The 23,397-nt window shown below is 71.0% G+C and carries 19 protein-coding genes, 2 tRNA genes and 2 pseudogenes; 14 read left to right on the top strand and 9 right to left on the bottom strand.

Features of this window, described 5'->3' with window-relative positions; translation table 11 throughout:
• Positions 1–80: 80 nt before the first annotated feature.
• Positions 81–1,103, bottom strand: coding sequence for a hypothetical protein (locus F7R91_RS28185; protein ID WP_150952839.1), 1,023 nt, complete (start codon positions 1,101–1,103; stop codon positions 81–83).
• 312 nt (positions 1,104–1,415) lie between these two features.
• On the opposite strand from F7R91_RS28185, the gene F7R91_RS28190 reads away from it, so the two are divergent.
• From F7R91_RS28190 to F7R91_RS28200, 3 genes and pseudogenes are all read left to right on the top strand, one after another.
• Positions 1,416–2,231: a class E sortase gene (locus F7R91_RS28190; protein WP_150952842.1), complete on the top strand. Its 816-nt coding sequence runs from the start codon at positions 1,416–1,418 to the stop codon at positions 2,229–2,231.
• Positions 2,232–2,270: 39 nt separating this feature from the next.
• A pseudogene (locus F7R91_RS28195) lies at positions 2,271–2,516 on the top strand (hypothetical protein); the annotation flags it as partial.
• 133 nt (positions 2,517–2,649) lie between these two features.
• Positions 2,650–3,510 (top strand): fumarylacetoacetate hydrolase family protein, encoded by an 861-nt coding sequence (locus F7R91_RS28200; protein ID WP_150952845.1) that lies wholly within the window; start codon positions 2,650–2,652, stop codon positions 3,508–3,510.
• Between the two features lie 82 nt (positions 3,511–3,592).
• Here F7R91_RS28200 and F7R91_RS28205 read toward each other — a convergent pair whose 3' ends face one another.
• Positions 3,593–4,105 carry a heme-degrading domain-containing protein gene (locus tag F7R91_RS28205; protein WP_150952848.1) on the bottom strand — a complete coding sequence of 171 codons (513 nt, stop codon included), beginning with the start codon at positions 4,103–4,105 and terminating at the stop codon, positions 3,593–3,595.
• Positions 4,102–5,250, bottom strand: coding sequence for a Gfo/Idh/MocA family protein (locus tag F7R91_RS28210; RefSeq protein ID WP_150952850.1), 1,149 nt, complete (start codon positions 5,248–5,250; stop codon positions 4,102–4,104). Before F7R91_RS28210 ends, F7R91_RS28205 begins: the two co-directional genes overlap by 4 nt.
• A gap of 47 nt (positions 5,251–5,297) precedes the next feature.
• Here F7R91_RS28210 and F7R91_RS28215 point away from each other — a divergent pair, with 47 nt between their 5' ends.
• The 5 genes from F7R91_RS28215 to F7R91_RS28235 all read left to right on the top strand — a co-directional run bounded on the left by F7R91_RS28215 (position 5,298) and on the right by F7R91_RS28235 (position 9,635).
• Positions 5,298–6,446 carry an ROK family transcriptional regulator gene (locus tag F7R91_RS28215; RefSeq protein ID WP_150952853.1) on the top strand — a complete coding sequence of 383 codons (1,149 nt, stop codon included), beginning with the start codon at positions 5,298–5,300 and terminating at the stop codon, positions 6,444–6,446.
• A gap of 213 nt (positions 6,447–6,659) precedes the next feature.
• Positions 6,660–7,424 carry a hypothetical protein gene (locus tag F7R91_RS28220; protein ID WP_150952856.1) on the top strand — a complete coding sequence of 255 codons (765 nt, stop codon included), beginning with the start codon at positions 6,660–6,662 and terminating at the stop codon, positions 7,422–7,424.
• A 111-nt stretch (positions 7,425–7,535) separates the two neighbouring features.
• Positions 7,536–8,315 (top strand): HAD-IIA family hydrolase, encoded by a 780-nt coding sequence (locus F7R91_RS28225; RefSeq protein ID WP_150952859.1) that lies wholly within the window; start codon positions 7,536–7,538, stop codon positions 8,313–8,315.
• Between the two features lie 103 nt (positions 8,316–8,418).
• Positions 8,419–8,964: a hypothetical protein gene (locus F7R91_RS28230; RefSeq protein ID WP_150952862.1), complete on the top strand. Its 546-nt coding sequence runs from the start codon at positions 8,419–8,421 to the stop codon at positions 8,962–8,964.
• 5 nt (positions 8,965–8,969) lie between these two features.
• Positions 8,970–9,635, top strand: a complete 666-nt coding sequence (locus F7R91_RS28235; RefSeq protein ID WP_150952865.1) for a class F sortase — start codon at positions 8,970–8,972, stop codon at positions 9,633–9,635.
• A gap of 482 nt (positions 9,636–10,117) precedes the next feature.
• On the opposite strand, the gene F7R91_RS28240 is transcribed toward F7R91_RS28235, so the two are convergent.
• Entirely contained in the window at positions 10,118–10,879 is a 762-nt protein-coding gene (locus tag F7R91_RS28240) for a GAF and ANTAR domain-containing protein (protein WP_150952868.1), read from the bottom strand.
• Positions 10,880–11,056: 177 nt separating this feature from the next.
• Between F7R91_RS28240 and F7R91_RS28245 the strand changes: the two genes are divergently transcribed.
• A complete protein-coding gene (locus tag F7R91_RS28245; protein ID WP_150952870.1) occupies positions 11,057–12,088 on the top strand; it encodes a glycoside hydrolase family 6 protein in 1,032 nt (343 codons plus the stop codon).
• Positions 12,089–12,113: 25 nt separating this feature from the next.
• Here the strand turns inward: F7R91_RS28245 and glxA are convergent, their stop codons facing one another.
• The 3 genes from glxA to F7R91_RS28260 form a co-directional block, all read right to left on the bottom strand.
• Positions 12,114–14,051, bottom strand: a complete 1,938-nt coding sequence (gene glxA / locus F7R91_RS28250; protein ID WP_150952873.1) for a radical copper oxidase GlxA — start codon at positions 14,049–14,051, stop codon at positions 12,114–12,116.
• Positions 14,048–16,030 carry a glycosyltransferase family 2 protein gene (locus F7R91_RS28255; RefSeq protein ID WP_150952876.1) on the bottom strand — a complete coding sequence of 661 codons (1,983 nt, stop codon included), beginning with the start codon at positions 16,028–16,030 and terminating at the stop codon, positions 14,048–14,050. Before F7R91_RS28255 ends, glxA begins: the two co-directional genes overlap by 4 nt.
• Positions 16,031–16,517: 487 nt before the next feature.
• A tRNA-Lys gene (locus F7R91_RS28260) sits at positions 16,518–16,591 on the bottom strand.
• 201 nt (positions 16,592–16,792) lie between these two features.
• Between F7R91_RS28260 and F7R91_RS28265 the strand changes: the two genes are divergently transcribed.
• From F7R91_RS28265 to F7R91_RS28285, 5 genes and pseudogenes are all read left to right on the top strand, one after another.
• Positions 16,793–18,241, top strand: coding sequence for a peptidoglycan-binding protein (locus F7R91_RS28265; RefSeq protein WP_150952878.1), 1,449 nt, complete (start codon positions 16,793–16,795; stop codon positions 18,239–18,241).
• Positions 18,242–18,283: 42 nt separating this feature from the next.
• On the top strand, positions 18,284–19,405 hold the full coding sequence (locus F7R91_RS28270; RefSeq protein WP_150952881.1) for an SPFH domain-containing protein: 1,122 nt from the start codon (positions 18,284–18,286) through the stop codon (positions 19,403–19,405).
• 98 nt (positions 19,406–19,503) lie between these two features.
• Positions 19,504–20,109 carry a lytic polysaccharide monooxygenase auxiliary activity family 9 protein gene (locus F7R91_RS28275; protein ID WP_150952884.1) on the top strand — a complete coding sequence of 202 codons (606 nt, stop codon included), beginning with the start codon at positions 19,504–19,506 and terminating at the stop codon, positions 20,107–20,109.
• An 84-nt stretch (positions 20,110–20,193) separates the two neighbouring features.
• Complete coding sequence (locus F7R91_RS28280; RefSeq protein WP_150952887.1) at positions 20,194–20,658, top strand: hypothetical protein; 465 nt, start codon at positions 20,194–20,196, stop codon at positions 20,656–20,658.
• Between the two features lie 47 nt (positions 20,659–20,705).
• Positions 20,706–22,371, top strand: a pseudogene (locus tag F7R91_RS28285) (long-chain-fatty-acid--CoA ligase).
• On the opposite strand, the gene F7R91_RS28290 reads toward F7R91_RS28285, so the two are convergent.
• A tRNA-Lys gene (locus tag F7R91_RS28290) sits at positions 22,337–22,410 on the bottom strand. The pseudogene F7R91_RS28285 and the gene F7R91_RS28290 overlap by 35 nt on opposite strands.
• A gap of 123 nt (positions 22,411–22,533) precedes the next feature.
• Positions 22,534–23,292, bottom strand: coding sequence for an IclR family transcriptional regulator (locus F7R91_RS28295; RefSeq protein WP_150952889.1), 759 nt, complete (start codon positions 23,290–23,292; stop codon positions 22,534–22,536).
• Positions 23,293–23,397: the final 105 nt, after the last annotated feature.

A 23,397-nucleotide genomic window follows, 5' to 3' on the forward strand; every position in this document is an offset into this window, starting at 1 on the left:
ACAATCGAAGGCATTCCAGGGAAAGCGGATCGTTTCCGAAACCAACCCTCCGCCTTCCCTGGAACCGGCGCCCCCGCCCCCTACACCCCGTGGCACCCCTCATAACCCCGCCCCGCCCCACACCAGCAATCAACCCCCCGCTGCGGCGGCCAAGCCACCGCTCGCCCCCGTGCCGCCAGGGTCGTCGCGTACTGCGGGAGCAGCGCCGCGTCGTCCGGGGACGCGCCCTCCGATGCCGCGAAGGCCTCGTAGGAAGGGACCGTGCCTGAGACGATGCCCAGGTTCGGTGTGCCGGAGGCCGCCAGTTCCCGGAGCGCAGCCTCTATCACCGCCAGGTGCTCCTCATGCGACGGGTACTCCGACGCCAGCGAGGGATACGCACCCACCAGTTCCGTCAGTTCGCTCGCCGGCCAGTGCAGGACCGCCACCGGGAACGGGCGGGACAGCTCCTGCCGGTATGCGCCCAGCTCCGCTCGCAGGCGGGAGATCTCCGCCTCCAGTTCCGCCGGGTTGTCCGAGCCCAGGGACCAGATCCGCTTCGGGTCGTGGAGTTCGTCCAGCGAAATCGGGGACGAATGCGGCGACGCATGCAGCGTGTCCGCCAGCGTGTCCCACTCGTCGTGGTCCACGCCCAGCATGCGACGTACCCGGTGGCGGCCGAACAGCAGCGGGTGCGTCGAGTGCGGCGGCTCCGCGGCGTTCGTCAGCAGCAGCCGTACCCCCTCCGAGAACGTCTCCTGCGCCTGCTCCAGCTCGTCGTGCGCCTCCAGCGCCTCCGCCACGATCACCCACGGTGCCGGGTCCCGTGGGGAGGCCGCGCGGACGCCCTCGATGATTGCTCTGGCCTCCGCCTCATGGTCGTACTCCCAGAGGTTCGAGGCCTTCAGGGCCCGCACCAAGTAGGGGTCCTCAAGCCCATCCGGCCAGGACAGCAGGTGGTCGTAGAGCGCGGTCGCGGCGGGGCGGTCGTCGGCCAGTTCCAGGTGGGCGGCGGCCTGCAGCAGCAGGGCTTCCGCGTCCTCGGGATACAGGCCGGCGGTCCGCTCCAGGCGTGCCGCTTCGGAGGTGTGGTCGACGTTCTCGGCAGGCGTGTCGGGGCGCATGGGGGACACCGTACTGCCGACCCATGACAAAGGAGAGATACGCGCAGGCCAGCGGGGACGGGAGGCGAGTCACTCGCTTCGGGGCATCGGGTGAGCCTGCTGGGCCTACGGCGTAGGACTTGCATAGTCGGTTCCCCGCACATGGCCGGTCCCTCCGACGCCGCTGCAGGCTTCCAGCCCGGCCGCGTTGTCGTTGCTGAAGGGCGCCGACAGGCAGTTCCGGGCGCCGGGGCGCCCTCGCGGCGTCTGAGGCTGGTGACTTGGAGGCTGGGCCCTTATCGTGCGGGCGGCTCCGGACCGGGAGGTGTACGTATGCGGCTGCACGTCGTGCACCACGGCATCCGGCGGCGCCGTGCCCGCCGCCGGCTCGTCCTGTGGACCGGCGGAGAGGTCCTCGTCACCGTCGGGGTGCTGCTCCTGCTCCTCGTCGTCCATCAGCTGTGGTGGACCAACCGGGAGGCCAGGGCAGGCGCCGAACGGAAGGTGGAGGCGCTGGAACGGGAGTGGGGCGCGGGCGCCGCCGACATCCACAGCGGCATCCGTAGCGGCGACGGCGACAGCGACGGCGACGACAGCGGTGACGACAGCGACGACTATGGCGACAACGACGGCACCCGTGACAGCCACGAGGCCCACGACGACCGGGACGCCCGTACGTCCTCGTCCCCACCCCGCTGGTCCCAGGCCTACGCCATCCTCACCATCCCCCGCCTCCACCTCCGCGTCCCCGTCGCCGAGGGCATCGGCAAGCCGAGCGTCCTCGACAAGGGGTACGTCGGCCACTACCCCGGCACCCAACAGCCGGGCCGCGCCGGGAACTTCGCGCTCGCCGGGCACCGGAACACCCAGGGGGAGCCCTTCCGGTACATCAACCGCCTCGCGCGCGGCGACACCGTTCAGGTCGAGACCAAGAGCGCGGTCTACACGTACGCCGTCGACAGGACGCTGCCGCAGACCTCGGCCCGCGACGCCGGGGTGCTCCGGCCCGTCCCCCGCTCCACCGTCAGGCCCTCCTACGGCTACCGGGACCCCGGCTACTACCTCACCCTCACCACCTGCACACCGGAGTACACCTCCCGCTACCGGCTCGTGGTCTGGGGGCGGTTGGTCTCCATGCGGCCGCGATGACGCCCCGGGGAGCGGGCAGCCGTACATGTTCACCAGCCGGTCGTCGCCGTCGTGGCCGCCTTCAACTACCGCCGGGCGAAGGTGATGCTGGCCGTCGCCGCGGAGTCGGCGGTGCCGGTGGGGGACGGCGCGGGGATTCCCGGGCTCGGTGCGGTCAACAGGCTCGCGCCGTTCATGTCCTTCTTCACGCTCGTCACCGTGGCGGTGGTGCCGCCGGCCGCCGCGCTGTACGTGGTGACCAGTACGGCGTGGAGCGCGGCGGAGCGGGCTGTGCTGTACCGCTGAGCTGAGCGGCAGGGCGTCGGTCCAGTCCGTGAACGGGGTCTTGCGGACTGGACGCCGGCCTTGGAGGATCGGCCAGTCCTCCGATGGCTGCACCCGTCGGTCGACGATCCCGCGATCGAGGGAGATTGTGATCATGAAGCTGCTGCGAGTCGGTACGGCGGGATCGGAGCGGCCCGCGCTGCTCGACGCCGATGGGACCCTGCGGGAGCTGTCCGGCATCGTCCCGGACATCGACGGACCGCTGCTCGCCGATGACACCGCGCTCGCCCGGATCCGTGCGGCGGCCGATTCCGGGGAGTTGCCCGTGCTGGACGTGGCGGCCGGGCTGCGGATCGGGCCGCCGCTGGGCCGTATCGGCAAGATCGTGTGCATCGGGCTGAACTACCACGATCACGCGCGCGAGACGGGCGCCGAGCCGCCCGCCGAGCCGGTGATCTTCTTCAAGGCGCCGGACACGGTGGTCGGGCCCCATGACACGGTGCTGATCCCTCGCGGGTCGGTGAAGACCGACTGGGAGGTCGAGCTCGCGGTCGTCATCGGGCGCACGGCCCGGTATCTGGAGTCGGCCGAGGACGGGCTCGCGCATGTCGCGGGGTACGCGGTGGCGCACGATGTGTCCGAGCGGGAGTTCCAGATCGAGCGGGGCGGGACCTGGGACAAGGGGAAGAACTGCGAGACGTTCAATCCGCTGGGGCCCTGGCTCGTGACGGCGGAGGACGTTGCCGATCCGCAGGATCTCCCGCTGAAGCTGTGGGTCAACGGCGAGTTGAAGCAGGACGGGACCACGGCGGAGCAGATCTTTCCCGTGGGGGAAGTCGTGTGGTACGTCAGTCAGTTCATGACCTTGTATCCCGGGGATGTGATCAATACGGGGACGCCGGCGGGGGTGGCGTTGGGGCGGCCCGAGCCCAAGCCGTTTCTCCGGGCGGGGGATGTGGTGGAGCTGGAGATTGAGGGGCTTGGGCGGCAGCGGCAAGTGATGAAAAACGCCTGAGGGGTCGGGAGCTGCGGTGTTCGGCGGCTGCGGGTCTGGCGTGGCTTGTCGCGCAGTTCCCCGCGCCCCCAGGTGGGTTCACTCACGTCTCCGACAAGTTCAGGAATTGCTCCAGGGCCTCCACCACGAATCTGTGGTCCTGGAGTTGGGGGAGGCCGCTCACGGTGACGGCGCCGATGACGCCCACCCCCTCCACCGTGATGGGGAAGGAGCCGCCGTGGGCCGCGTACTCGTCCGGGTTCAGGCGTGACGAGTCCTCGAACGTCGTGCCCTTGGCCCGGCAGCGGGCGCCCACCAGGTACGAGGCCGAGCCGTAGCGTTCCACGACCCGGCGCTTGCGGGCGATCCAGGCGTCGTTGTCGGGGGCCGAGCCCGGCAGTGCCGCATGGAAGAGCTGCTGGCCCGCGCGGTGGATGTCGATGGCGACGGGGGCCTGCCGCTCGCGGGCCAGGTCGACCAGGAGGGAGCCGAGAGCCCAGGCGTCGTCGTGGGTGAACCGGCGGAACACCAGGCGGCGTTCCTGTGCCTCCAGCTCCTCCACCGTGGGGGTGATCTCCGGGTGAAACTTCGGGGTGATTCCCTGGTTGTGCGTCACAGCGTCACCGCCACCTGGTCGTGGGCCGAACGGCGGGCCGCCTCCAGTACGTCGAGAGCCGCGGCCGCCTCCAGCGCGGTCACGGGGTTCTCGCCGGTGCCACGGAGGGCGGCGGCCACCGCGGCATAGTAGGCCGGATAGTCGCCCGGAAGGGTCGGTACGGGGCTGCCGCCGCCGGTCAGCGGGGACTCTCCCCCACAGGGGTGACCCCCAGCGCCGATGTGGCCCCACATGGACTCGGGCTCCGCACCCCACCCTTCCGGGTCCCCGGGGCGCCTGCCCTCGCGCAGGTCCTCCTCCTGGGGGTCGAGGCCGTACTTGACGTAACCGGCCCGCGAGCCCAGTACCCGGAAGCGGGGGCCGAGTTGGGCCGCGGTCGCGGAGACGTAGAGGTGGGAGCGCACGCCGTTCGCGTGGGTGAGCGCGATGAACGTGTCGTCGTCGGTCTCCGCGCCCGGGCGGCGGACGACCGACTCGGCGTACACCGTGGTCACGGGGCCGAACAGGACGAGCGCCTGGTCGACGACATGGCTGCCGAGGTCGTACAGGAGACCTCCGATCTCTGCGGGGTCCCCGGACTCCCGCCAGCCGCCCTTCGGCTGCGGGCGCCAGCGCTCGAAGCGCGACTCGAAGCGCCATACGTCGCCCAGACCGCCCTCGGCCAGCAGTCCGCGCAGGGTCAGGAAGTCGTTGTCCCAGCGGCGGTTCTGGAAGACGGAGAGCAGCAGTCCGCGCTCCTCGGCCCTCGCGGCCAGCTCGCGTGCCTCGGCAGCTGTGCCGGCGACCGGCTTGTCCACGACCACGGGCAGGCCGGCCTTCAGGGCGGCGGTCGCGAGCGGGACGTGCGTCTTGTTCGGGGACGCCACGACGATCAGGTCCAGTTCGGCGGCCCGGTCGAACAGCTCGTCCGGGGCGGTGGCGACGCGTACGTCCGGGAACTCGGCGCGGGCCTGTGCCTGCCGCTCCGGGTTCGAGGTGACCACCGTGTCCAGGGCGAGGCCCTCGGTGGCGGCGACCAGCGGGGCATGGAAGACGGAGCCCGCGAGGCCGTAGCCGATGAGGCCCACGCGGAGGGGGGCGCCGGGGGTGCGGGTCGTACGAGTCGTGCCTGCGCTTGTGCCTGTATCTGTGCCTGTGCCTGTCATGCGCCCACTTTCGCAACGCTGTTGCCAAAGTGCAAGCGCGGGGGAGAATGGGCGGCGTGAACAGGACGAACGGCGCCGCCAATCTGCTCGCTCCGCGCAACCACAACGCCGCGCTGGTACTCGACCTGCTGCGCAGATCCGGTACGGAGGGCATCAGCCGCCTCGAACTCGCCGAGCGGACCGGGCTCACCCCGCAGGCGGTCAGCAAGATCACCGCGCGGCTGCGGGAGGACGGGCTGGTCGCGGAGGCGGGGCGGCGGGCGTCCACGGGGGGCAAGCCGCGCACCGTGCTGCGGCTGGTGCGGGATGCGGGGCATGCGGTGGGGCTGCATCTGGAGCGGGACGAGTCGACGGTGGTGCTGTGCGACTTGACCGGGGCGGTGGTGGCCGAGCGGCGGGCGCCGTTGGACTTCGGTGCGGGGGCCGATGTCGTGATCGAGGCGGCGGCGCGGGAGGTGGAGGCGTTGCCGGGCGGGCGTGGGGGTTCCGTGCTCGGGGTCGGGGTGGCGCTGCCTGGGCCGCTCGATCATCGGCGTGGTGTGTTGCAGCGGGTCACCGGATTTCCGCAGTGGGAGGGGTTTCCGTTGCGGGATGTGCTGGCGCGGCGGTTGGGGGTGCCGGTGGTGGTGGACAAGGACACGAATGCGGCTGCGTTGGGGCTGGCGGTGGGTGGGGAAGTGGGTGGGGGCTCCGGGTTCGGGTCCGGGGCCGAGTCCGGGGCCGGTGGGGGGTCCTTTGCTTATCTGCATCTTGGTACGGGGCTCGGGGCCGGGCTTGTGATCGACGGGGCCGTGCATCGGGGGGCGAGGACCGGGGCGGGGGAGTTCGGGCATCAGGTCATTCAGCTGGGCGGGGCGTTGTGCGGCTGTGGGGACCGTGGGTGCATCGAGGCGTTGTGTCTGGGGGCGGTGGCGCGGGGGGAGGTCGATGAGGCGGCTCGGGTGTTGGGGGTGGGGGCGGCGAATCTGGTGGGGCTGCTGGACATCGATCTCGTGCTGCTGGGTGGTCGTACGGTGGCGGCCGAGCCGGAGGTGTTTGTTCGCGGGGTTGGGGGTGTGCTGGGGGCTCGGGCTCGGCGTGAGGGGGTTCGGGAGGGTGCTGTACCGGTGCGGGTTGCCCCTGGCGGGGCGCGCGGGGTCGCGGAGGGCGCGGCCCAACTGCTGCTTGCGCCGCTGTTCGGGCGGGGTGAGGGGTGAGGCGAGCTCGGCTGTCGGCGGGGGGCTGGGGGGCGCTCACCGGCGCTGGCGGGGTGCCGCTGCGCCCACCCGTGCCGCCCCTAGCGGCACGACTGCCCGCAGCTGCGTGGGGCGTGGCTGCGACCTGGCCGCGCACCCAATCGAGGGGACTTCCGCCGGCCCACGGAGCGGCGCAGTCGGCCGCACGGGTCCGTCCGGCATGGTCATGTGTTCATGCGACTGTTCTTGCCCGTGTCTCTCTGCCTCGCCGGTGCCGTCGGTCTTGTGCCCGGAGCCGGTCCGGCGTTCGCGCAGGGTGAGCCGGAGTGTGCCGGTGGTGGGCGGGACTTTCCGCTCACCACGCGGATCCGTGGCGGCCCCCGCTCCTACGAGGCCGGCGGCGGCTTCGGAACCTGGTATCTCGACCTCACGAACACCACACGGCGCACCTGCTCCGGTGTTCACCCCGTCGTCGTCCTCGTCGACGAGAAGCGTGCCCTGAAGCCCGAGCAGCCCCGCCTGGAGTTCTTCGAGGGCAACGGCACGCGCCCGCACCCCGTCCGCCTGGAGACCACCGACGAGGACGAACTGGTCGGCGCCTTCGACGACGGCTTTCCCGGGTTCACCGTCGGCCCCGGCCGGACCGTCACCGTGAAGGTGCGGCTCGCGGTCACCTCGGACGCCGTACCCAACGAGATCACCGTCAACGCAGCCGTCGTACAGCGCCACGACGACGACGGAGACTGGATCGGCGAGTCGAACGCGTACCGCTTCGGCATCGACGCCGACCCCGTCCCGCCGGAGCCGACGCCCGAGCCGGAGCCGGGCCGGGAGCCGCACCCCGACGGCCCCGCCTCCGTCGCCCCGGGCGCCGGCGTGCCCTTCGCCGACGAACTTGCCGACACCGGACTCGGCCCGGCGGGCGGCGCTCTCGCCGCGGCCACAGCCGTGTTCCTCGCCACCCTCGGCGCACTGCTGGTCGCCCGCAGACGCCGCTGACGCACGCAAAACCGGCGGAGGTGATCGGAAGCAGGCCATTCCCTCAAGATCCGGCCCGCGCTTAGGCTGGGGCGCGCACCGCCTACATGCGTACGGCAGGAGATCTTGCACATGGCAGACCGCAGGCCCATCGAGTCCTGGCTCACCGACATGGACGGTGTGCTGATCCACGAGGGCGTACCGATCCCCGGCGCCGACGCCTTCCTCAAGAAACTGCGCGAGTCCGGGAAGCCGTTCCTCGTCCTCACCAACAACTCGATCTACACCCCGCGCGATCTGCACGCCCGCCTGCTGCGCATGGGGCTGGACGTGCCGGTCGAGTCCATCTGGACCTCGGCGCTGGCCACCGCCCAGTTCCTGGACGATCAGCGGCCCGCCGGCTCGGCGTATGTGATCGGCGAGGCGGGTCTGACGACCGCGCTGCACGACATCGGCTACATCCTCACCGACCACGAGCCCGACTACGTCGTCCTCGGCGAGACCCGCACCTACTCCTTCGAGGCGATGACGAAGGCGGTCCGGCTGATCAATGACGGCGCCCGTTTCATCTGCACCAACCCCGACGAGACCGGCCCCTCCACCGAGGGCCCCCTCCCGGCGACCGGGGCCGTCGCCGCGCTGATCACCAAGGCGACCGGCAAGCAGCCGTACTTCGCGGGCAAGCCGAACCCCCTGATGATGCGGACCGGGCTGAACGCGATCGGCGCCCACTCCGAGACCAGCGCCATGATCGGCGACCGTATGGACACCGATGTGCTGGCCGGCATGGAGGCCGGGATGCGGACGTTCCTGGTGCTCACCGGCCTGACCCGGCCCGAGCAGGTCGAGGACTTCCCGTACCGGCCGTCGCATGTCGTCGACTCGATCGCCGACCTCGTCGACCGCGTCTGAGCGCCACCTGAAACCCTTCCCCACCCGTATGGAGCATCCGGGTCCCGCTGAGGATGCGGGGCCCGGCCGTGCGGGGGAGGCTCCAGGTGTCTGGAGGTTCACGATGGGTTCAGTGAAAATCACTCTCTGTGCAGGACTCCTGGCCGCCGCAGCCTTCGCCCCCACGGCGTACGCCCCCACGGCGTACGCGCAGGACGGAGGCTTCTCGGTCAGCCCGTCGTCCCCGGTCCCCGGCAGCGATGTCTCGATGCGCGTCAGCGACTGCACGGAGAAGACCGGCACCGCCGTCTCCGCCGCCTTCGTCGCCGACATCCGGCTCACCGGGACCGACGGCACGCTCGTCGGCGAGAGCCGCATCCGCACCACGGTCAGCGCCGGCACGTTCGAGGTGAAGGTCCGCTGCGGTGGTGCCGACCGCAAGGGCACGTTCACCGTCGGGCACGGCACGGTCCATCCGTCGGCCCCCTCCACACCCGTCGCTCCCGTCCACGCCGGCGGTGGCGGCACCGCCCGTCACCAGCTCTCCGCCGCGGACGCCCGCTTGGACGGCCCCGGCACCGCCCACGCGGTGACCGGGTTGGTCCTCGCCGGCGCCGCCGCGGTGGCCGTCGCGCTCCGGAGCGCCCGCCGGAGCCGCGGGACGGGCTGACCGGCATGTCCGACCATGAACGCTCCGCCGGTTCCGGCCGGCTGGTGACCGGTGTGGCCTGGGCGGTCCTGCTGCTCGGGCTGTGGCTGTGGGGCCGTGAGGCGACCGACGTACGGCAGGGCTCGTCCGCGCCGGCCACCGGCGACATGGCCGCGGTCGGACGGCCGCCGGACGTGAAGCTGCCGCCCGCGCTCAAGCCGCTCGGGGACGCGCTGCCGCAGCGTGTCGACATCCCCGGCCTCGGCGTCCAGGCGCCGGTGGTGGCGCGTGGCCTGGACGGGCAGGGGGCCGTCGACCCGCCGCCCTTCGACCAGCCCGGCGTCGTCGGCTGGTACCGGGACGGGGCGAAACCCGGGGCCGCCGGGACCGCGCTGATGGTGGGGCATGTCGACACCGAGACACGGCCCGCCGTCTTCTACAAGATCAGCGTGCTCAAGCCCGGCCAGACGGTCCGCGTGGTCCGCGACGACGGCCAGGTCGCCGAGTTCACGGTCGACGATGTCGAGGTCGTCACCCGCGACCGCTTCGACGCCCAACAGGTGTACGGGCCCCGGCAGTCGGGGCGGGCCGAACTGCGGCTGATCACCTGCGGAGGCACCTTCGACCGCGCGACCCGCAGCTACACGGCGAACGTGATCGTGTCGGCGTACCTGACCGGAATCCGCGCCTGAGCGCTCCGCTCCACATGCCGGGGTGTGCCGTCGATCGTCTGGGGCACCGTCGTGGCTGGTCGCGCAGTTCCCCGCGCCCCTTCAGGGCGCCGCCGAACCGCGGTGGACTCGCTCGACCTGCTCGGCGGGTCGGGCTAGGCGTCGGTCGTCTGCGGCACCGTCGTGGCCGGTCGCGCAGTTCCCCGCGCCCCTTCAGGGCGCCGCCGAACCGCGGTGGACTCGCTCGACCTGCTTGGCGGGTCTCACCTGGCCCGGTCGACGACCCGCTCCCCCTTGGGCCGCCGACCGGGCTGGTCCTCAACCGCGGGCGCACGGGATGCGGGAGTAACCCGGCGACCGGCGCGGGAGGCCTGAAACCACGGTGGGACAGAACTGGCCGGGGGCTGGGGCCGTCCGACACGACTGTAGAACGTACAAGCGCCTGGGCCTAGGGCCGTTCCGCATGATCCGCCGGACCTGCCCTGTCCCTCCCCGGACCTGCCCTATCCCTCCCCGCCCTCCCCGCGCAGTTCCGCGTCGTCCTCGGTCCGCTCGACGACCGCGCGCGCCACCCGGTCCAGCGGCAGCCGGCGCCGCCGCGCGTACCGCCTGAGCGCCATGAACGCGTCGTCGGCGCTCGTGTTCCAGCGCTCGGCGAGCATGCCCTTCGCCTGCTCGATGCGCACCCGGCTGGACAACGCCTCCTGCAACTGCCCGGCCAGGGTGCGGTACTTGGTGAACACACGGTGGTTCTGCAGCCCCATCGCGGCGGCATCGGCGAGGGCCTGCGCCATCCGCACCTCCGGCGCCGCGCCGCACGCGTCGTCCTCGGGCAGGGTCGGCACGAACACGTTGAGCGCGCCCAGCATGGTCTCGCGGCGGCGCAGCGGGACCGCGAAGGTCGCCGCGATGCCGTACCGCAGCGCCCGCTCGGTGAAGTCGGGCCAGCGGGAGTCCGCGTGAGCCACCCGGATGGAGACCGGCGGCACCGCCTTCCCCGAGCCGTAGCAGTCCAGACAGGGCCCGCCGCCGTGCTGGGCCTCCAGCAGTTCGAGCCCGACCTCCCGGTGCCCGCTGCTTCCGGCCAGCGAGACGGCCCGTCCGCCGTCGATCAGCATGAAACCGGCCGCCCGCGCGTTCAGCAGCTCCACACAGTGGTCGCAGACCCGTTGCAGATGGTCCGCGGCCTCGAAGCCGTCGGTGAGGGTGTCCGCCGCCTCCACCAGTGCCGCAGCCAGCCGGGCCTCCCGGGTGGTGTGGTGCATGACCGCGCACTCCCTTTCCGGTGACGAGCGCCGCGCCCCGTCCCAGGTACGCGCTACGCGCCTACCCCGACCTTGAAGGCTGTAACAGGTGTCCGACAAGCCCCGGACGATCTCGTGGGCATCACAACACGTATGTCAGGATTGAGACTTGGACCGTTACACCCAAGGGGGAGTTGGATGTACGGCAGCAGGGGGGACGCGTTCTCCGCGCATGCGCGAGTGTCGGCGGCGGTGCTTGGGGCGGCACTGCTGATCGCGGGATGCTCCGGGGGCTCCGGAGGTGACGACGATCCGGACGTCGGCGCCCGGATCACCCAACAGCCCAAGGAAGCCGACCCGTTCTGGGTGAACCCGGACGGCAACGCGGCCCGGCAGGTGGCGGCCTTTGTGAAGGCCGGCAAGAAGGACGACGCCCGGCAGATCCGCAAGATCGCCGAACAGCCGACCGGCGAGTGGATCGGCCCGGAGAACCCCGAGCAGGAAGCCCGCGGCTTCACCGAGGCCGCCGACCGGGCCGGCCGTACCGCGCTCCTGGTCCTCTACAACATCCCGCACCGCGACTGCGGCCAGTACTCCCAGGGCGGCGCCGCCGACGGCGACGCCTACCGCACCTGGATCGACGGCGTGGCCGCCGGCATCGGGGACCGGGGCGCGACGGTGATCCTGGAGCCGGACGCCGTACTGCACCTGGTGGACGGCTGCACTCCGGCCGAGTTCCACGACGAGCGCTACGACCTCCTGAAGGGCGCCGTCACCAAGCTCAAGTCCCTGAAGAACACCAAGGTCTACATCGACGCGGGCAACGCCGGCTGGGGCCATCCCGACCAGATCTTCGAGCCGCTCCGCCGGGCGGGCATCGACCAGGCCGACGGCTTCGCGGTCAACGTCTCCAACTTCTACTCCACCGAGGACTCCCTCGCGTACGGCAAGCAGCTGTCCGCGAAGGTCGGCGCCAAGCACTTCGTCATCGACACCAGCCGCAACGGCAACGGCCCGTACACCGAGGGCGACCCCGACGAGCGCTGGTGCAACCCCCCGGGCCGCGCACTGGGAGAAACCCCGACAACGAAGACGGCGGACACCGTTGTGGACGCATACCTCTGGGTCAAACGCCCGGGAGAGTCGGACGGCGAGTGCAAGGGCGGCCCGAAGGCGGGGGAATGGTGGCCCACCTACGCTCTGAAGCTGGCGGAGGAGTCACCCACCTAGGAGCGCAGGGAAGCCGAACGGACAGCTACGGCACGCGAACCCACTGCGCCTTGCTCGGCGTCCCTTTCCCATCAACCACGAACAGCATGTACCACCCCGCCTGAACGAGGTTCCTGTTCTTCGGCACCGTCACCGTCACCTTGTCCCCGGCCCCCTTGAAGTCCAGCTCGACAGAGCGCTGATCCACATCCGTGACATGCGTGGACGCACTCGGCCGCACAAGCCGGACCTTCTTGATGGCCGAGGCCCCCTTCGAGGTGAACGTCCCCGACCCACCCCGCTCGATGGTCTGCGGCCCGCCCGACAGCGAGGGCCGCTGCCGCCCGTACAGATACGGCGGCGAGTAGATCTCGACACGCTGCTCGAACTTCCCCGGCTTCGTGTTCGCCTTGTCGCCGTACAGCGAGTCCGAGCCGAAGAACATCACGCGCCCGTCGGGCAGCAGGATCGACCCGGAGTGGTAGTTGCGGCCCACCAGAGGATCGGCGACCCGGTCGAACCTGTTCGTGTCCGGGTGGTAGATCCGCGCCTGGAGGATGTCCGAGTCGCCGCGCCCGCGGTAGTCCTCCGAGCCGCCCGACACCAGCACGGAGTCGTCGGGCAGGACCGAGGCCTGCGGATAGCGTGTGCCCTTCTCCAGGCGGGGCCCGTCGACGAACCTCGGGTGTGCGGCCTTCAGGTCGATGATCCGAGTCCGCTTGCTGGACAGCTTGGACTCGCCGACCCCGCCGCCGCCGATCACCATGTACTTCTCGTCCTGCGCCGGCGCCAGCAGCACCGTCCCGGACGTCTCCATCCTGTCGGCGTCGCTCAGCCCGGGCAGCTTGGTGAACCTGTTGCTGTCCACGTCCCAGACGCCGGGGTCACGGCCGACGTCGTCGGGTCCGTAGCCCGCGTTGGAACCCGAGTAGAAGATCTTGCCGTTCTGCATCAGGAACAGTGCGGGATAGGTCGGGAACTGACGGATCTTCGGCGTGTACGTCCACTTCCTGGTCGCCGGGTCGAAGAGCTCGTTCTTGCCCGGGACCAGCTGGCCGATGTCGTCGAGCCCGGAGACGCTGAGGATCTTCCCGTCGCTCAGGGTGGTGAGTGTCGAATACCAGCGCGCCTCCTTCATCGGGTCGACCTTGATGTACCTCTCGGCGACCGGGTCGAACTCGAAGGCGTCCCGGATTCCCTGGAAGTCCTTCTTGTCGAGGGCGAGCTTCTGCGCGATGCCGTAGGTGTTGCGGGCGTCGACGCCGGTCAGTCCCTGGACCCGGTAGTTGTCCTGGGTGCCGGTCTCGTATCGGGAGCCGCTCCTTTGCGCTTCGACGTAGATACGGCCGAGGCCGGGGTCGTTGCGCAGGAACCTGCCGGTCTGCTGGTCGAACACCTTCTTCGCGCGCGGGACGAGCACCGGGTCCTTCGAGACGAATGTTCTGCCGTTCTCCCTGCCGGTGAATCCGGTGCCCGCGGGCAGGGTGATCGGTCTGTCCGGGTTCTCGTTGTGGACGATCATCAGGCCGCCGGCCTTGGTGACGTCGCCCTTCAGCTTCTCGTACCGCTTGGTGCCGCCCGCGATCAGCAGCTTGCCGTCGGCGAGCTGGGTGTGGCCGGTGCAGAACAGGTCGCTGGGTGTCGGGACCTTCTTGATCGTGCCCCTGACGGGGTCCCAGATCCGGGTGTCGAACCTCTTCGCGTCGAAGTTGTCCTGGTTGTTGCCCGAACCGGCGACGAGCAGCACCTTGCCGGTGCGCAGCAGTGCGGCGTGGATGGTGTTCTGGCGGTACTCCTCGGGGAACTCCACGATCTCCCAGTGGCCGTTGTCCGCTTTGTACTCGGGTCTGTTGATCTGGTACTCGTGGTACTTCTGTGTTCCGACGCGGTAGAGCCACGGCCCGTTCATCCCGGCCAGCGCGAGTGCGACCGCCGTACCGATCGCGAGACGACGGGCCCGACGGTGCCCGGCACGGTCGCTCATTCCTTACGTCCCCCCAGTCCGCCCAGTCCGCCCAGTCCCCCCAGCGCGATCTGCAGGGTCGGGTCCCCGCCCGCCCCGTCCCGTCCGGGCGTGTGCGCCGCAGCCGGCGGTGCGTACGGCGCGGCCACCGTGGGAGCCGGTGCCGGTGCCGGGACCGTGTCCCGCGGCTCCGGGGCGGCGGGCTGCCGCCTCGCGGCCCGCAGCGTCCAGCGCCAGGCGAAGACCGGTGACGCGGTGATCAGCAACGCGAACGAGGCCCAGATGATCATCGCCGGGTGGGCGTGCCCGAGGACGAATCCGGCGACGATGGAGGCGCCGAAGACCACGATGAAGAACAGATGGATGCGGAAGGTCCCGAACAGGGTGTCAGGGCTCGCCGAGTCGCCCTTGGGCGTCACCACGAACTTGCTCTTGCGGCGCAGCAGGGCGTCCATCAGGGAGCGGGCGTAGATCGGCGCGGACAGTGCCGACATCACCATGCCCGCCACACCGCCGGAGCCCTCGGGCTCGTGCGGGGAGACATTGTGCCGGCGGTTCCAGATGTACAGGCCGATCTGGAGCGCGGAGGCGTTGCCGTACAGCATCAGCCACACGGTCGGGTCGATGTTCACACCCGAGGCGCCCAGGCCCAGGAACAGTGCGCAACTCAGCGCCGCCAGGATCCAGTTGAGGGCCGACATCGGGTAGAAGACGATCATCATCGTGTAGTTGAAGAGCTTGCCCGGCGGCAGGGAGAAGAAGCCCTTCCAGTACTGCTTGAGGATCGTCTCGTACGTCCCCCTCGACCAGCGCAGCTGCTGGGTGAAGAAGTCCGTCCAGGCGCCCGGCCCCTCGCCCACCGCGAGCACGTCCGGTGTGTAGACGGACCGCCACTTCCTCCCCGTCGCCGGGTTCTTGTGGCGGTGCATCTCGAAGCCGGTGGCCATGTCCTCGGTGATCGAGTCGTACAGACCGCCGATCTGCTTCAGCGCCTTGATCCGTACGGCGTTGGAGGTGCCGACGAACATCGGGGCGCCGTACCGGTTGCCGGCGCGCTGGATCAGCGCGTGGAAGAGGAACTGCTGCGACTCGGCGGCCTTGGTGACGAACGTGTCGTAGTTGCCGTACACCTGCGGGCCGATGACGAAGCCGACGTCGGGGTCGCGGAAGAAGCCGAGCATCCGCTCCAGGTAGTTGGGCAGCGGCACATGGTCGGTGTCGACGGAGGCGAAGTAGTCGTAGTCGTCGCCGTGCGCCTCCAGCCAGGCGTTGTAGTTGCCGTGCTTGGTCCTGGCGCGGTGCGGGCCCTTGGGCCGGTTCCACTTCTCGATGCCCTTGCGGGAGAAGTGGTGCACACCGAGCCGCTCGCAGACCGCCTTCACCCCGGGGTCGTCGCCCTCGTCGAGGAGCCAGACGTGCAGCAGGCCCCGGTGGCGCACCCTGACCGCCGCCTCCAGGGTCTTCGTGACCATCTCCAGGGGCTCCTTGCCGGGCACGAAGGAGGTCAGGAAGGCGACTCTCGTGCCGGTCTCGGGCACGACCGGGACCGGGTCGCGGGCGACGAGGGTGGCGTGCGCGTTCGACAGCACGTTCAGACAGCGGAAGAACTCGATCAGACCGATCGAGACGAGCATCACGACATCGAGGGCGGGCAGCCACGCGAAGGCCGGGTAGTCACGCTCGGTCCAGTGTTCGGGCTGCAGCAGCCAGCCGAGCAGGACCAGCGAGAGCAGCGGCGCGGCCGCCAGCATCAGGGCGACCCGGACACGGTGCGGTTCCTGCGAGATCAGGGAGCGGTACTGCACCTTGTAGGGCTTGCGCGGATCCGGCTGGGTGAGGGGGCCTGCCAGCCGGCTGTAGTGCTCGTAGTCGTACTTCGGCAGCGATGTTCTGATCCGGTGCAGAGCCCCCGTGTTCCCGGCCCGGTGCGAAGGCAGCCTGAGCTGGGTGGTCCGAGACGAGTCGGAGTTCTGCCGGGCGCCAGTCGGCGTCGACGTCATGAGTCATCCCCCCAACACGCGGTGGGCGCGTGTTCGTCGGTTCCTCGACCATCTGGTCGGGCCCCCCTCGGCCCTCACAGGCGTTTCAGTGACGGGTCACAGCGATCACACAGTGCATTCACAGGGACATCAGACCGTGACCGTGCGGTTGCAGGATGCCCCCCACATCCTTCGTTGCCGGGGCCCCCTTCCCCCGCAACACCGGCAACCGTTTCCTTTCCCCCCAAGTGCCGCGAATACGCAGCATCTTGAAAACCAGGGTTCTACGGCGTTCATCATGATCGCAAGGTGGGAAACGCGGTGTTTACCGGTCATAGGCGCTCATTGTGAGGCCCCTGGGAAGCTTGTGGAGCCTTTGTAGGCAGGCTGGCGCGGATGTTGCGGAAGTGTTCCTTCGGGACGTTCTCGGGCCCATATCTGATCAACGGCCGCACCGCCCCACACGGCAGCAGGCCCCCCGTGCGAAACGGAGGGCCTGCTGTGTCGGTGCGCCGCCAGGGACTCGAACCCCGGACCCGCTGATTAAGAGTCAGCTGCTCTAACCAACTGAGCTAGCGGCGCCTGCTGACCTGCACACCTTACCCCACCCCGGGGCTGCTCCCGACCGCCTCCCGGCCACCTCCCGACCGCCGGGCACCCGCCCCGGGGGGCGCCCTCTGTACATCATTCGGACCGTCAACATGCGCGTCCCGAACACAGTTGGGAAACTGGCGAACGTGCACAGTTGCGGACATTTCCACCTGGAATGTGAAAGGGCGTCGCATGAAGACTCCGGTATTCGAGGAATTCGATCCGGCGAGCGACTGCGACTGCCCCGGATGCGCCCACTGGGGGCGCGTGCCGCCGCACCCCCGGGCCGGCCGCACCGGCGGTCGTCCGGCGGCCCATCGCGCCGTGATCCTGGCGGCCGCGGCCTCCGCCGCCCTCGGCGCGGGTCACGCGGCCCCTGCCGTGGCCGCCCCGCACGCACCCGACCGGCCGGGCGTTCCCGCAGGTGACGAGCCCGAGACACCGCAGGGCGGCAAGGCCCCGCTGCACGGCCCGGGAGGCACTGCGGCGCAGCCGGCGGGCCCGCTGGTCACACCGGCGACCACCCGCGCGGACATCATCATCCGGGCCAAACTGTGGGTCGCCGAGAAGGTGCCGTACAGCCTGAGCGACTACCGGCCCGACGGCTACCGGCAGGACTGCTCGGGCTTCGTCTCGATGGCCTGGAACCTGCCGGGCAACGAATGGACGGGCACGCTCGACCAGTACGGGGTGCGCATCACCAAGGACGAACTGCAGCCCGGCGACATCCTGCTCTTCCACAACCCGGCGGACCCCGAGCGGGGCTCCCACGTCGTCATCTTCGGCGGCTGGACGGACTACACGCACACCTACTACCTCGCCTACGAGGAGACCCGCCCGTCCGCCCGCAGCCAGGCCACGCCCTACCCCTACTGGAGCCACGCGGAAAGCTATGTCGCCTACCGCTACAAGGGACTCACGAGCGGCACGGCGGACGCCGCGGCGGCAGCCGCCGGCACGGGCGGGGCACCGGACACGGGATCGGCGACGGCACCGGACCTCGGCACGGCCGCCGCCCCGGACCCCGCTACGACTCCCGCCCCCGCCCCGGCCCCGGCCCCGGCTCCGGACACGGCCGCGGCGGCCCCCGCCCAGGAAGCGACCCCGTACCCGGGCGCGGTGTACTTCGGTCCTGGCGCCGACAACAAGTACGTCACCCAGCTGGGTCAGTTGCTCGTCGCGCGCGGTGCCGGGACCTACTACACCAGCGGTCCCGGCCCGCGCTGGACGGACGCGGACCGTCGGGCCACGCGGGCGTTCCAGTTGGCGCAGGGCTGGACGGGCGTGCACGCGGACGGGCTGCTGGGCCCGCAGACCTGGGCGCTCCTGACGACCGGCGGGGGAAAGGGCGTCACGGCCCCCGCGGCCGCACCGCCCGCACCGCCCGCACCCCCACCGGCGGTTCCCGGCTACCCCGGACCGGCCGTGTTCCGGCCCGGGGCGGCCAACGAGTACATCACCCAGCTCGGAAAGCAGCTGGTGAAGAAGGGGTTCGGCAAGCACTACACGACCGGGCCGGGGCCCCGCTGGACCGAGGCGGACCGGCGGGGAGTCGAGGACTTCCAGCGCGCCCAGGGCTGGCGGGGCGGCGCGGCGGACGGCTACCCGGGGCCCGAGACCTGGCGGCGGCTCTTTTCCTGACCATCTGTTGTGACGCATCTGGCGCGGAGGCTGGAGGCACGCATGAGCACCATCACTTCACACTCGCCCGAGTCCGAGGAGCCCACCGAGGGACCGTCCAGGCCCGCCCGGCTCATCCAGAACGAGGCGACCACCGAGATCCCCGTCCACCTGCTGTTCCGCGACGACCCGGACACGGCGCCGGTGCCGCTCGGACCGGCGGTCGTGGGGCGCCGGCACGGCACGGGGGAGCAGCCGCGGCTGCGACGGCCGGCACCGGCCAAGGCCCGTCCGGTGCCGCAGGTCGACCCCGAACTGGTGGAGCGGCCCGCGCCGGTGCTGCCCGGGTCGGCGGGTGTGCTCGCCGGTGCCTGCGGGCTGGCCGGTTGCGTGGTCTCCTCGTGGTGGGCGGGCGCGCTGCCGCCGCTCGCGATGGAGGCGCTGCGGCTGCCGTCGTTCGCCGGGGCGGGGCTCGGGCCCGTGCAGTGGGCCGCGTTCACGGGTGCCGGGGTGGTGAGTCTGCTGGGTTTCGGCGGGCTGGCCCGCGGGCGCACCGGGCGGGCCTCGGTGCTCGGCCTGTTCGGCCGCTACCGGGGGACGGTGCGGCGCACCGGCCTGATGTGGGTCAACCCGCTGCTGCTGCGGCGCCGGGTGGACGTACGGCTGCGGCACTGGCGCAGCGAGCCGATGCACGCGGCCGACGGCCACGGGGTCGCGGTGCGGGTGGTGGTGCTGGTGGTGTGGCGGGTGCGGGACACGGCCCGGGCCACGCTGGGTGTCGAGGACCACGAGACATATCTGCGGGAGTGTGTGGAGGCGGCGCTGGTCCGGGTGCCGGTGGAGCCGCCGGGTACCGGCCGGGGTTCCGCCGACGAGGCCGGGGAGGCGCTGACCCGGCTGGTCGTGGCGGACGCGGCGCCGGTCGGTCTGGAGGTGTTCTCCGTGCAGCCGGTCCGGGTGGAGTACGCCCCCGAGGTCGCCTCCGCGATGCACCGCCGGCGTATCGCCGCGCTGGACGCGCAGCACCGGGCCACCGTGCTCACCTCCGTCGTGGACTCGGTCGAGGACACGGTGACCCGGCTGACCATGCGGGGGCTGGTCGAACTCGACGACTACGAGCGGAAGGTGCTCGTGAAGGATCTGACGGTGGCGTTCTGCTCGGGGCGCGGGGAAACCAGCCCGTGATTGGTATGGACATGTTCAAGCGTCAGCAATAATCTGGAACTTGGTCTAGACCTGCACGGCTCACAGGACTTCCCCACACGTTCTCCAGGAGCGGCAGCATGCGCACAAAGACCAAGTTGTATGCCGCGGTGCTGGGCCTCGCCACGACCGGAGCCCTCGCGCTCTCCTCAGGCGGCGCCAGCAGCCACGGCTACACCGACCTCCCCATCAGTCGTCAGAAGCTCTGCCAGAACGGCACGGTCACCAACTGCGGCGACATCCAGTGGGAGCCGCAGAGCGTCGAGGGCCCCAAGGGCTTCCCGGGCTCCGGCGCGGCGGACGGCCGGATCTGTTCCGCGAACAACACACGCTTCGCCCAGCTCGACAGCCCGCGGACACCCTCCGGCGGCGCCTGGCCGACCACCAGGGTGACGGGCGGCCAGAACTACACGTTCCGCTGGCAGTTCACGGCCATGCACGCCACGACCGACTTCAAGTACTACGTCACCAGGCAGGGCTGGAACCAGAACCACAACCTGGCCCGCTCGGACCTCAACCTCACGCCGTTCCTGACGGTCCCGTACGGCGGGCAGCGGCCGCCGTCGACCCTCTCGCACAGCGGCAGGCTGCCCACCGGCCTGAGCGGCCACCACGTGATCCTCGCGGTATGGACGATCGCGGACACGGGCAACGCGTTCTACGCCTGCTCGGACGTCACGTTCTGAAGTCTGAGGGTTACTTGAGACAGGCCGGTCTCCGCGACGGGTACCTTCCCCACACCAGACGTACCTGACCGCGGGGGAAGTGCCATGGACCTGTTGTTCTACGTCGTGCCCAGCCTGATGATCGCCATCGCCGTGTTCGCGGCGTACCGCGTGGTGCGCCGCTGGCTCCAGATCCGGGGCGCCTGGAACAGCGGGCTGACGGCGGAGGGGCGCTGTCTTCGGGCGTACACGACGACCCACGGAGGCAGCAACAACTCGTCCGTCCGCACCACGCTGCACCACGTCTACGAGTTCACCGCCCGCGACGGCCGGGCCGTCCGCTTCGAGGAGGAGGACGGCCCGGGGACCATCGTCGAGGGCGACTTCGTCACCGTGTACTACACCGAGGGACGCGAGGTGGTGGCCACGGCTCTGCCGCCGCGCCGCGGCAAGCAGGCCGCGGCCACCTTCGGCATCCTGGCGTTCCTCGGGGTGTTCGTCGCGTTCTGCATCGGCTTCATGATCCAGTACGCCGTCGTCTTCGAGACGTCGGACACCGGCGGGTTCTGAAGCGCGACCCTCCTCATCTGACGCTACGTCAACTACCGTGCACCTCCATGGAGTCCATGAGGGGCACGGTCGCACAGCTCGTCGCCGCCCGGTGGGGCGACCACCGGCCGGGGCTGTGGTTCGAGGAGCGGACGCTCACCCATCACGAGGTCGCGGCCGGCGCCGCCGCCCGCGCCGCGCTGCTGGCCGAGCTGCTGCCGCCGGGGGCGGAGCCGCACATCGGTGTCCTCCTCGACAACACCCCCGAGTACCCCATGTGGCTGAGCGCGGCGGCCCTCGCGGGAGCCGCCGTCGCCGGGATCAACCCCACCCGCCGCGGCCCCGAGCTCGCCCGCGACATCCTCCACACCGAGTGCCGGATCCTGGTCACCGAACCCGCCCACCTCCCGCTCCTGACCGGCCTCGAACTGCCCGGCGTACGGCTGCTGGTGACCGGCACCGAGGAGTACGACGACCTCCTCGCACCGTTCGCGGACGCGGAACCCGACCACTCCCGGGCCGCCCCCGAGGACCGTCTCCTGCTCTACTTCACCTCGGGCTCGACCGGCGCCCCCAAGGCCGCGATCTGCTCCCAGGGCCGGCTGGCCGCCGCCGGCGCCTCGCTCGTCGGCCGGTTCGGGGTGGGCGCGGACGACGTGCACTACGTCTGCATGCCGATGTTCCACGGCAACGCGGTGATCGCCGACTGGGCGCCCGCGCTGGTGGCCGGAGCGGGGGTGGCGCTGCGGCGGCGGTTCTCGGCGTCCGGCTTCCTGGCGGACGTACGCGGGTACCGGGCGACGTACTTCACCTATGTGGGCCGCGCGATCCAGTACCTCCTCGCCACCGAGCCGCGGCCCGACGACCGGAACCATCCGCTGCGGCTCGGCTTCGGCACGGAGGCGGGTGCCGTGGACGCCGCCGCCTTCGAGCGGCGGTTCGGAGTGCGGCTGGTGGAGGGGTACGGGTCCTCGGAGGGCGGCGCGGCGATCCAGTGGACGCCGGGGACCCCGGCCGGGGCGGTCGGCCGGGCGGCACCCGGTCTCGTCGTCCTCGATCCGGAGACGGGCAAGGAGTGCCCGCCGGCCCTCTTCGACGCGTCCGGGCGGCTGCTCAACGGGGACGCGGCGATCGGGGAGCTGGTCAACCGGGGGCCGAACCCCTTCGAGGGGTACTGGCGCAATCCCGGGGCGGAGGCCGAGCGGCGCAGGGACGGCGGGTACTGGACCGGGGACCTCTTCTGCCGGGACGCCGACGGCTTCCTCTACTTCACCGGCCGCACCGACGACCGCCTCCGCGTCGACGGCGAGAACCTGGCCGCCGCGATGATCGAGAACATCCTGGCGCGCTACGACGGTGCCGCCGCCGCCGCCGCCGTCGCCGTCTACGCGGTGCCGGACCCGGTGACCGGTGACCAGGTGATGGCGGCGATCGCCGGGACCTTCGATCCGGCCGCCTTCGTGCGGTTCCTGGCCGCCCAGCCCGATCTCGGGACGAAGATGGCGCCCCGCTTCGTACGGGTCGTGGAGCGGATGCCGGTCACGGCCACCAACAAGATCCACCGGGCACTGCTCAGGAGGGAAGGGTTCCGGTGTGCCGGTCCGGTGTGGTGGCGCCCGCCCCGGGGAGCCGGCGTACCGGAGGCTGACCCGGGAAGACGTGGAAGGGCCTCTCGCTCCCACGAGAGGCCCTTCACAGGTGCGCCGCCAGGGACTCGAACCCCGGACCCGCTGATTAAGAGTCAGCTGCTCTAACCAACTGAGCTAGCGGCGCATGACTCCCGCCGTCCGCTCTTCGCGGCCGGCGACAGAGAAAATACTACCTGGTCCAAGGGGGTGCTCCGGACCACGCCCGTGAGCGGTAAACCCAGGGCCGGCGTGATCCGGACCACAGACCCTAGATCGTCAGTGAGAGGAGCACGGGTGCCGCGTTTCTGTTCAGGGTGTCTGCGGCCCGGCGGAGGCGGTGGGCGTGTTCGATCGGGAGGGACAGGGCCAGGCTGCCGACCGAGGAGCCGGCTGTGATCGGGACGGCCGCGCAGACCGTGCCGATCGCGTACTCCTGGAGGTCGAGGTGGGGCACGGTGGGCGGCTGGGACTCCAGGCGGGAGAGCAGCAGCTTGTCGCTGGTGATGGTGCGCGAGGTGAGGCGGGCCAGCTTGTGTCGGGAGAGGTGGTCGCGGCGGCCGTTGTGGTCGAGCTGGCCGAGCAGGCTCTTGCCGGCCGCGGTCGCGTGGGCGGAGTAGCGGAAGTCGACCCATTCGTTGACCGCCGGCGTGGCCGGGCCGGCGGCGTACTGGGTGACCTTGACCTCGCCGTCGACGTACCGGCTGATGTAGACGGCGGCGCCGACGGAGTCGCGCAGCCGGTCCAGGGTGCGCTGGAGCTTGTCGTGCAGCGCCTCCTCGCGATCATGGGCGGAGCCGAGGCGGACGAGGGCGTCCCCGGTGACGTACGCCCCCTCGGCGATCTGCTCGACGTAGCCCTCGCGGCGCAGCATCCTCAGGAGCGTGGTCACTCGCTCCGGGCTGAGGCCGGTATGCCGGGAGAGCTGGACGTCGGTTACTCCGGTGGTGTGCCGTGCCACGGACTCCAGGACGCGCAGGGCGTCCTGGGCCGAGTGGTACGGCGCGGTCGGCTCGTGCATCAGCGCCACGGTTTCCCCCTGCGCTCGCTTCTTGGGCCGTGATCCGGACGGCGAACCCCTCCACGATATCGGTCAAGTGACCTGTTGGGAGCGGCTGTTGACCGGTTTCCGTCG

Origin of the sequence: Streptomyces luteolifulvus, from assembly GCF_008806595.1 — a bacterium.
Lineage (GTDB): Bacteria > Actinomycetota > Actinomycetes > Streptomycetales > Streptomycetaceae > Streptomyces > Streptomyces luteolifulvus.

Bases quoted from the DNA above. Each gene is read 5' to 3' on its own strand.
- F7R91_RS28185 (WP_150952839.1), bottom strand. From the start codon at position 1,103: ATGCGCCCCGACACGCCTGCCGAGAACGTCGACCACACCTCCGAAGCG.
- F7R91_RS28190 (WP_150952842.1), top strand. From the start codon at position 1,416: ATGCGGCTGCACGTCGTGCACCACGGCATCCGGCGGCGCCGTGCCCGC.
- F7R91_RS28200 (WP_150952845.1), top strand. From the start codon at position 2,650: ATGAAGCTGCTGCGAGTCGGTACGGCGGGATCGGAGCGGCCCGCGCTG.
- F7R91_RS28210 (WP_150952850.1), bottom strand. From the start codon at position 5,250: ATGACAGGCACAGGCACAGATACAGGCACAAGCGCAGGCACGACTCGT.
- F7R91_RS28215 (WP_150952853.1), top strand. From the start codon at position 5,298: ATGGGCGGCGTGAACAGGACGAACGGCGCCGCCAATCTGCTCGCTCCG.
- F7R91_RS28220 (WP_150952856.1), top strand. From the start codon at position 6,660: ATGCGACTGTTCTTGCCCGTGTCTCTCTGCCTCGCCGGTGCCGTCGGT.
- F7R91_RS28225 (WP_150952859.1), top strand. From the start codon at position 7,536: ATGGCAGACCGCAGGCCCATCGAGTCCTGGCTCACCGACATGGACGGT.
- F7R91_RS28230 (WP_150952862.1), top strand. From the start codon at position 8,419: ATGGGTTCAGTGAAAATCACTCTCTGTGCAGGACTCCTGGCCGCCGCA.
- F7R91_RS28235 (WP_150952865.1), top strand. From the start codon at position 8,970: ATGTCCGACCATGAACGCTCCGCCGGTTCCGGCCGGCTGGTGACCGGT.
- F7R91_RS28240 (WP_150952868.1), bottom strand. From the start codon at position 10,879: ATGCACCACACCACCCGGGAGGCCCGGCTGGCTGCGGCACTGGTGGAG.
- F7R91_RS28245 (WP_150952870.1), top strand. From the start codon at position 11,057: ATGTACGGCAGCAGGGGGGACGCGTTCTCCGCGCATGCGCGAGTGTCG.
- glxA (WP_150952873.1), bottom strand. From the start codon at position 14,051: ATGAGCGACCGTGCCGGGCACCGTCGGGCCCGTCGTCTCGCGATCGGT.
- F7R91_RS28255 (WP_150952876.1), bottom strand. From the start codon at position 16,030: ATGACGTCGACGCCGACTGGCGCCCGGCAGAACTCCGACTCGTCTCGG.
- F7R91_RS28265 (WP_150952878.1), top strand. From the start codon at position 16,793: ATGAAGACTCCGGTATTCGAGGAATTCGATCCGGCGAGCGACTGCGAC.
- F7R91_RS28270 (WP_150952881.1), top strand. From the start codon at position 18,284: ATGAGCACCATCACTTCACACTCGCCCGAGTCCGAGGAGCCCACCGAG.
- F7R91_RS28275 (WP_150952884.1), top strand. From the start codon at position 19,504: ATGCGCACAAAGACCAAGTTGTATGCCGCGGTGCTGGGCCTCGCCACG.
- F7R91_RS28280 (WP_150952887.1), top strand. From the start codon at position 20,194: ATGGACCTGTTGTTCTACGTCGTGCCCAGCCTGATGATCGCCATCGCC.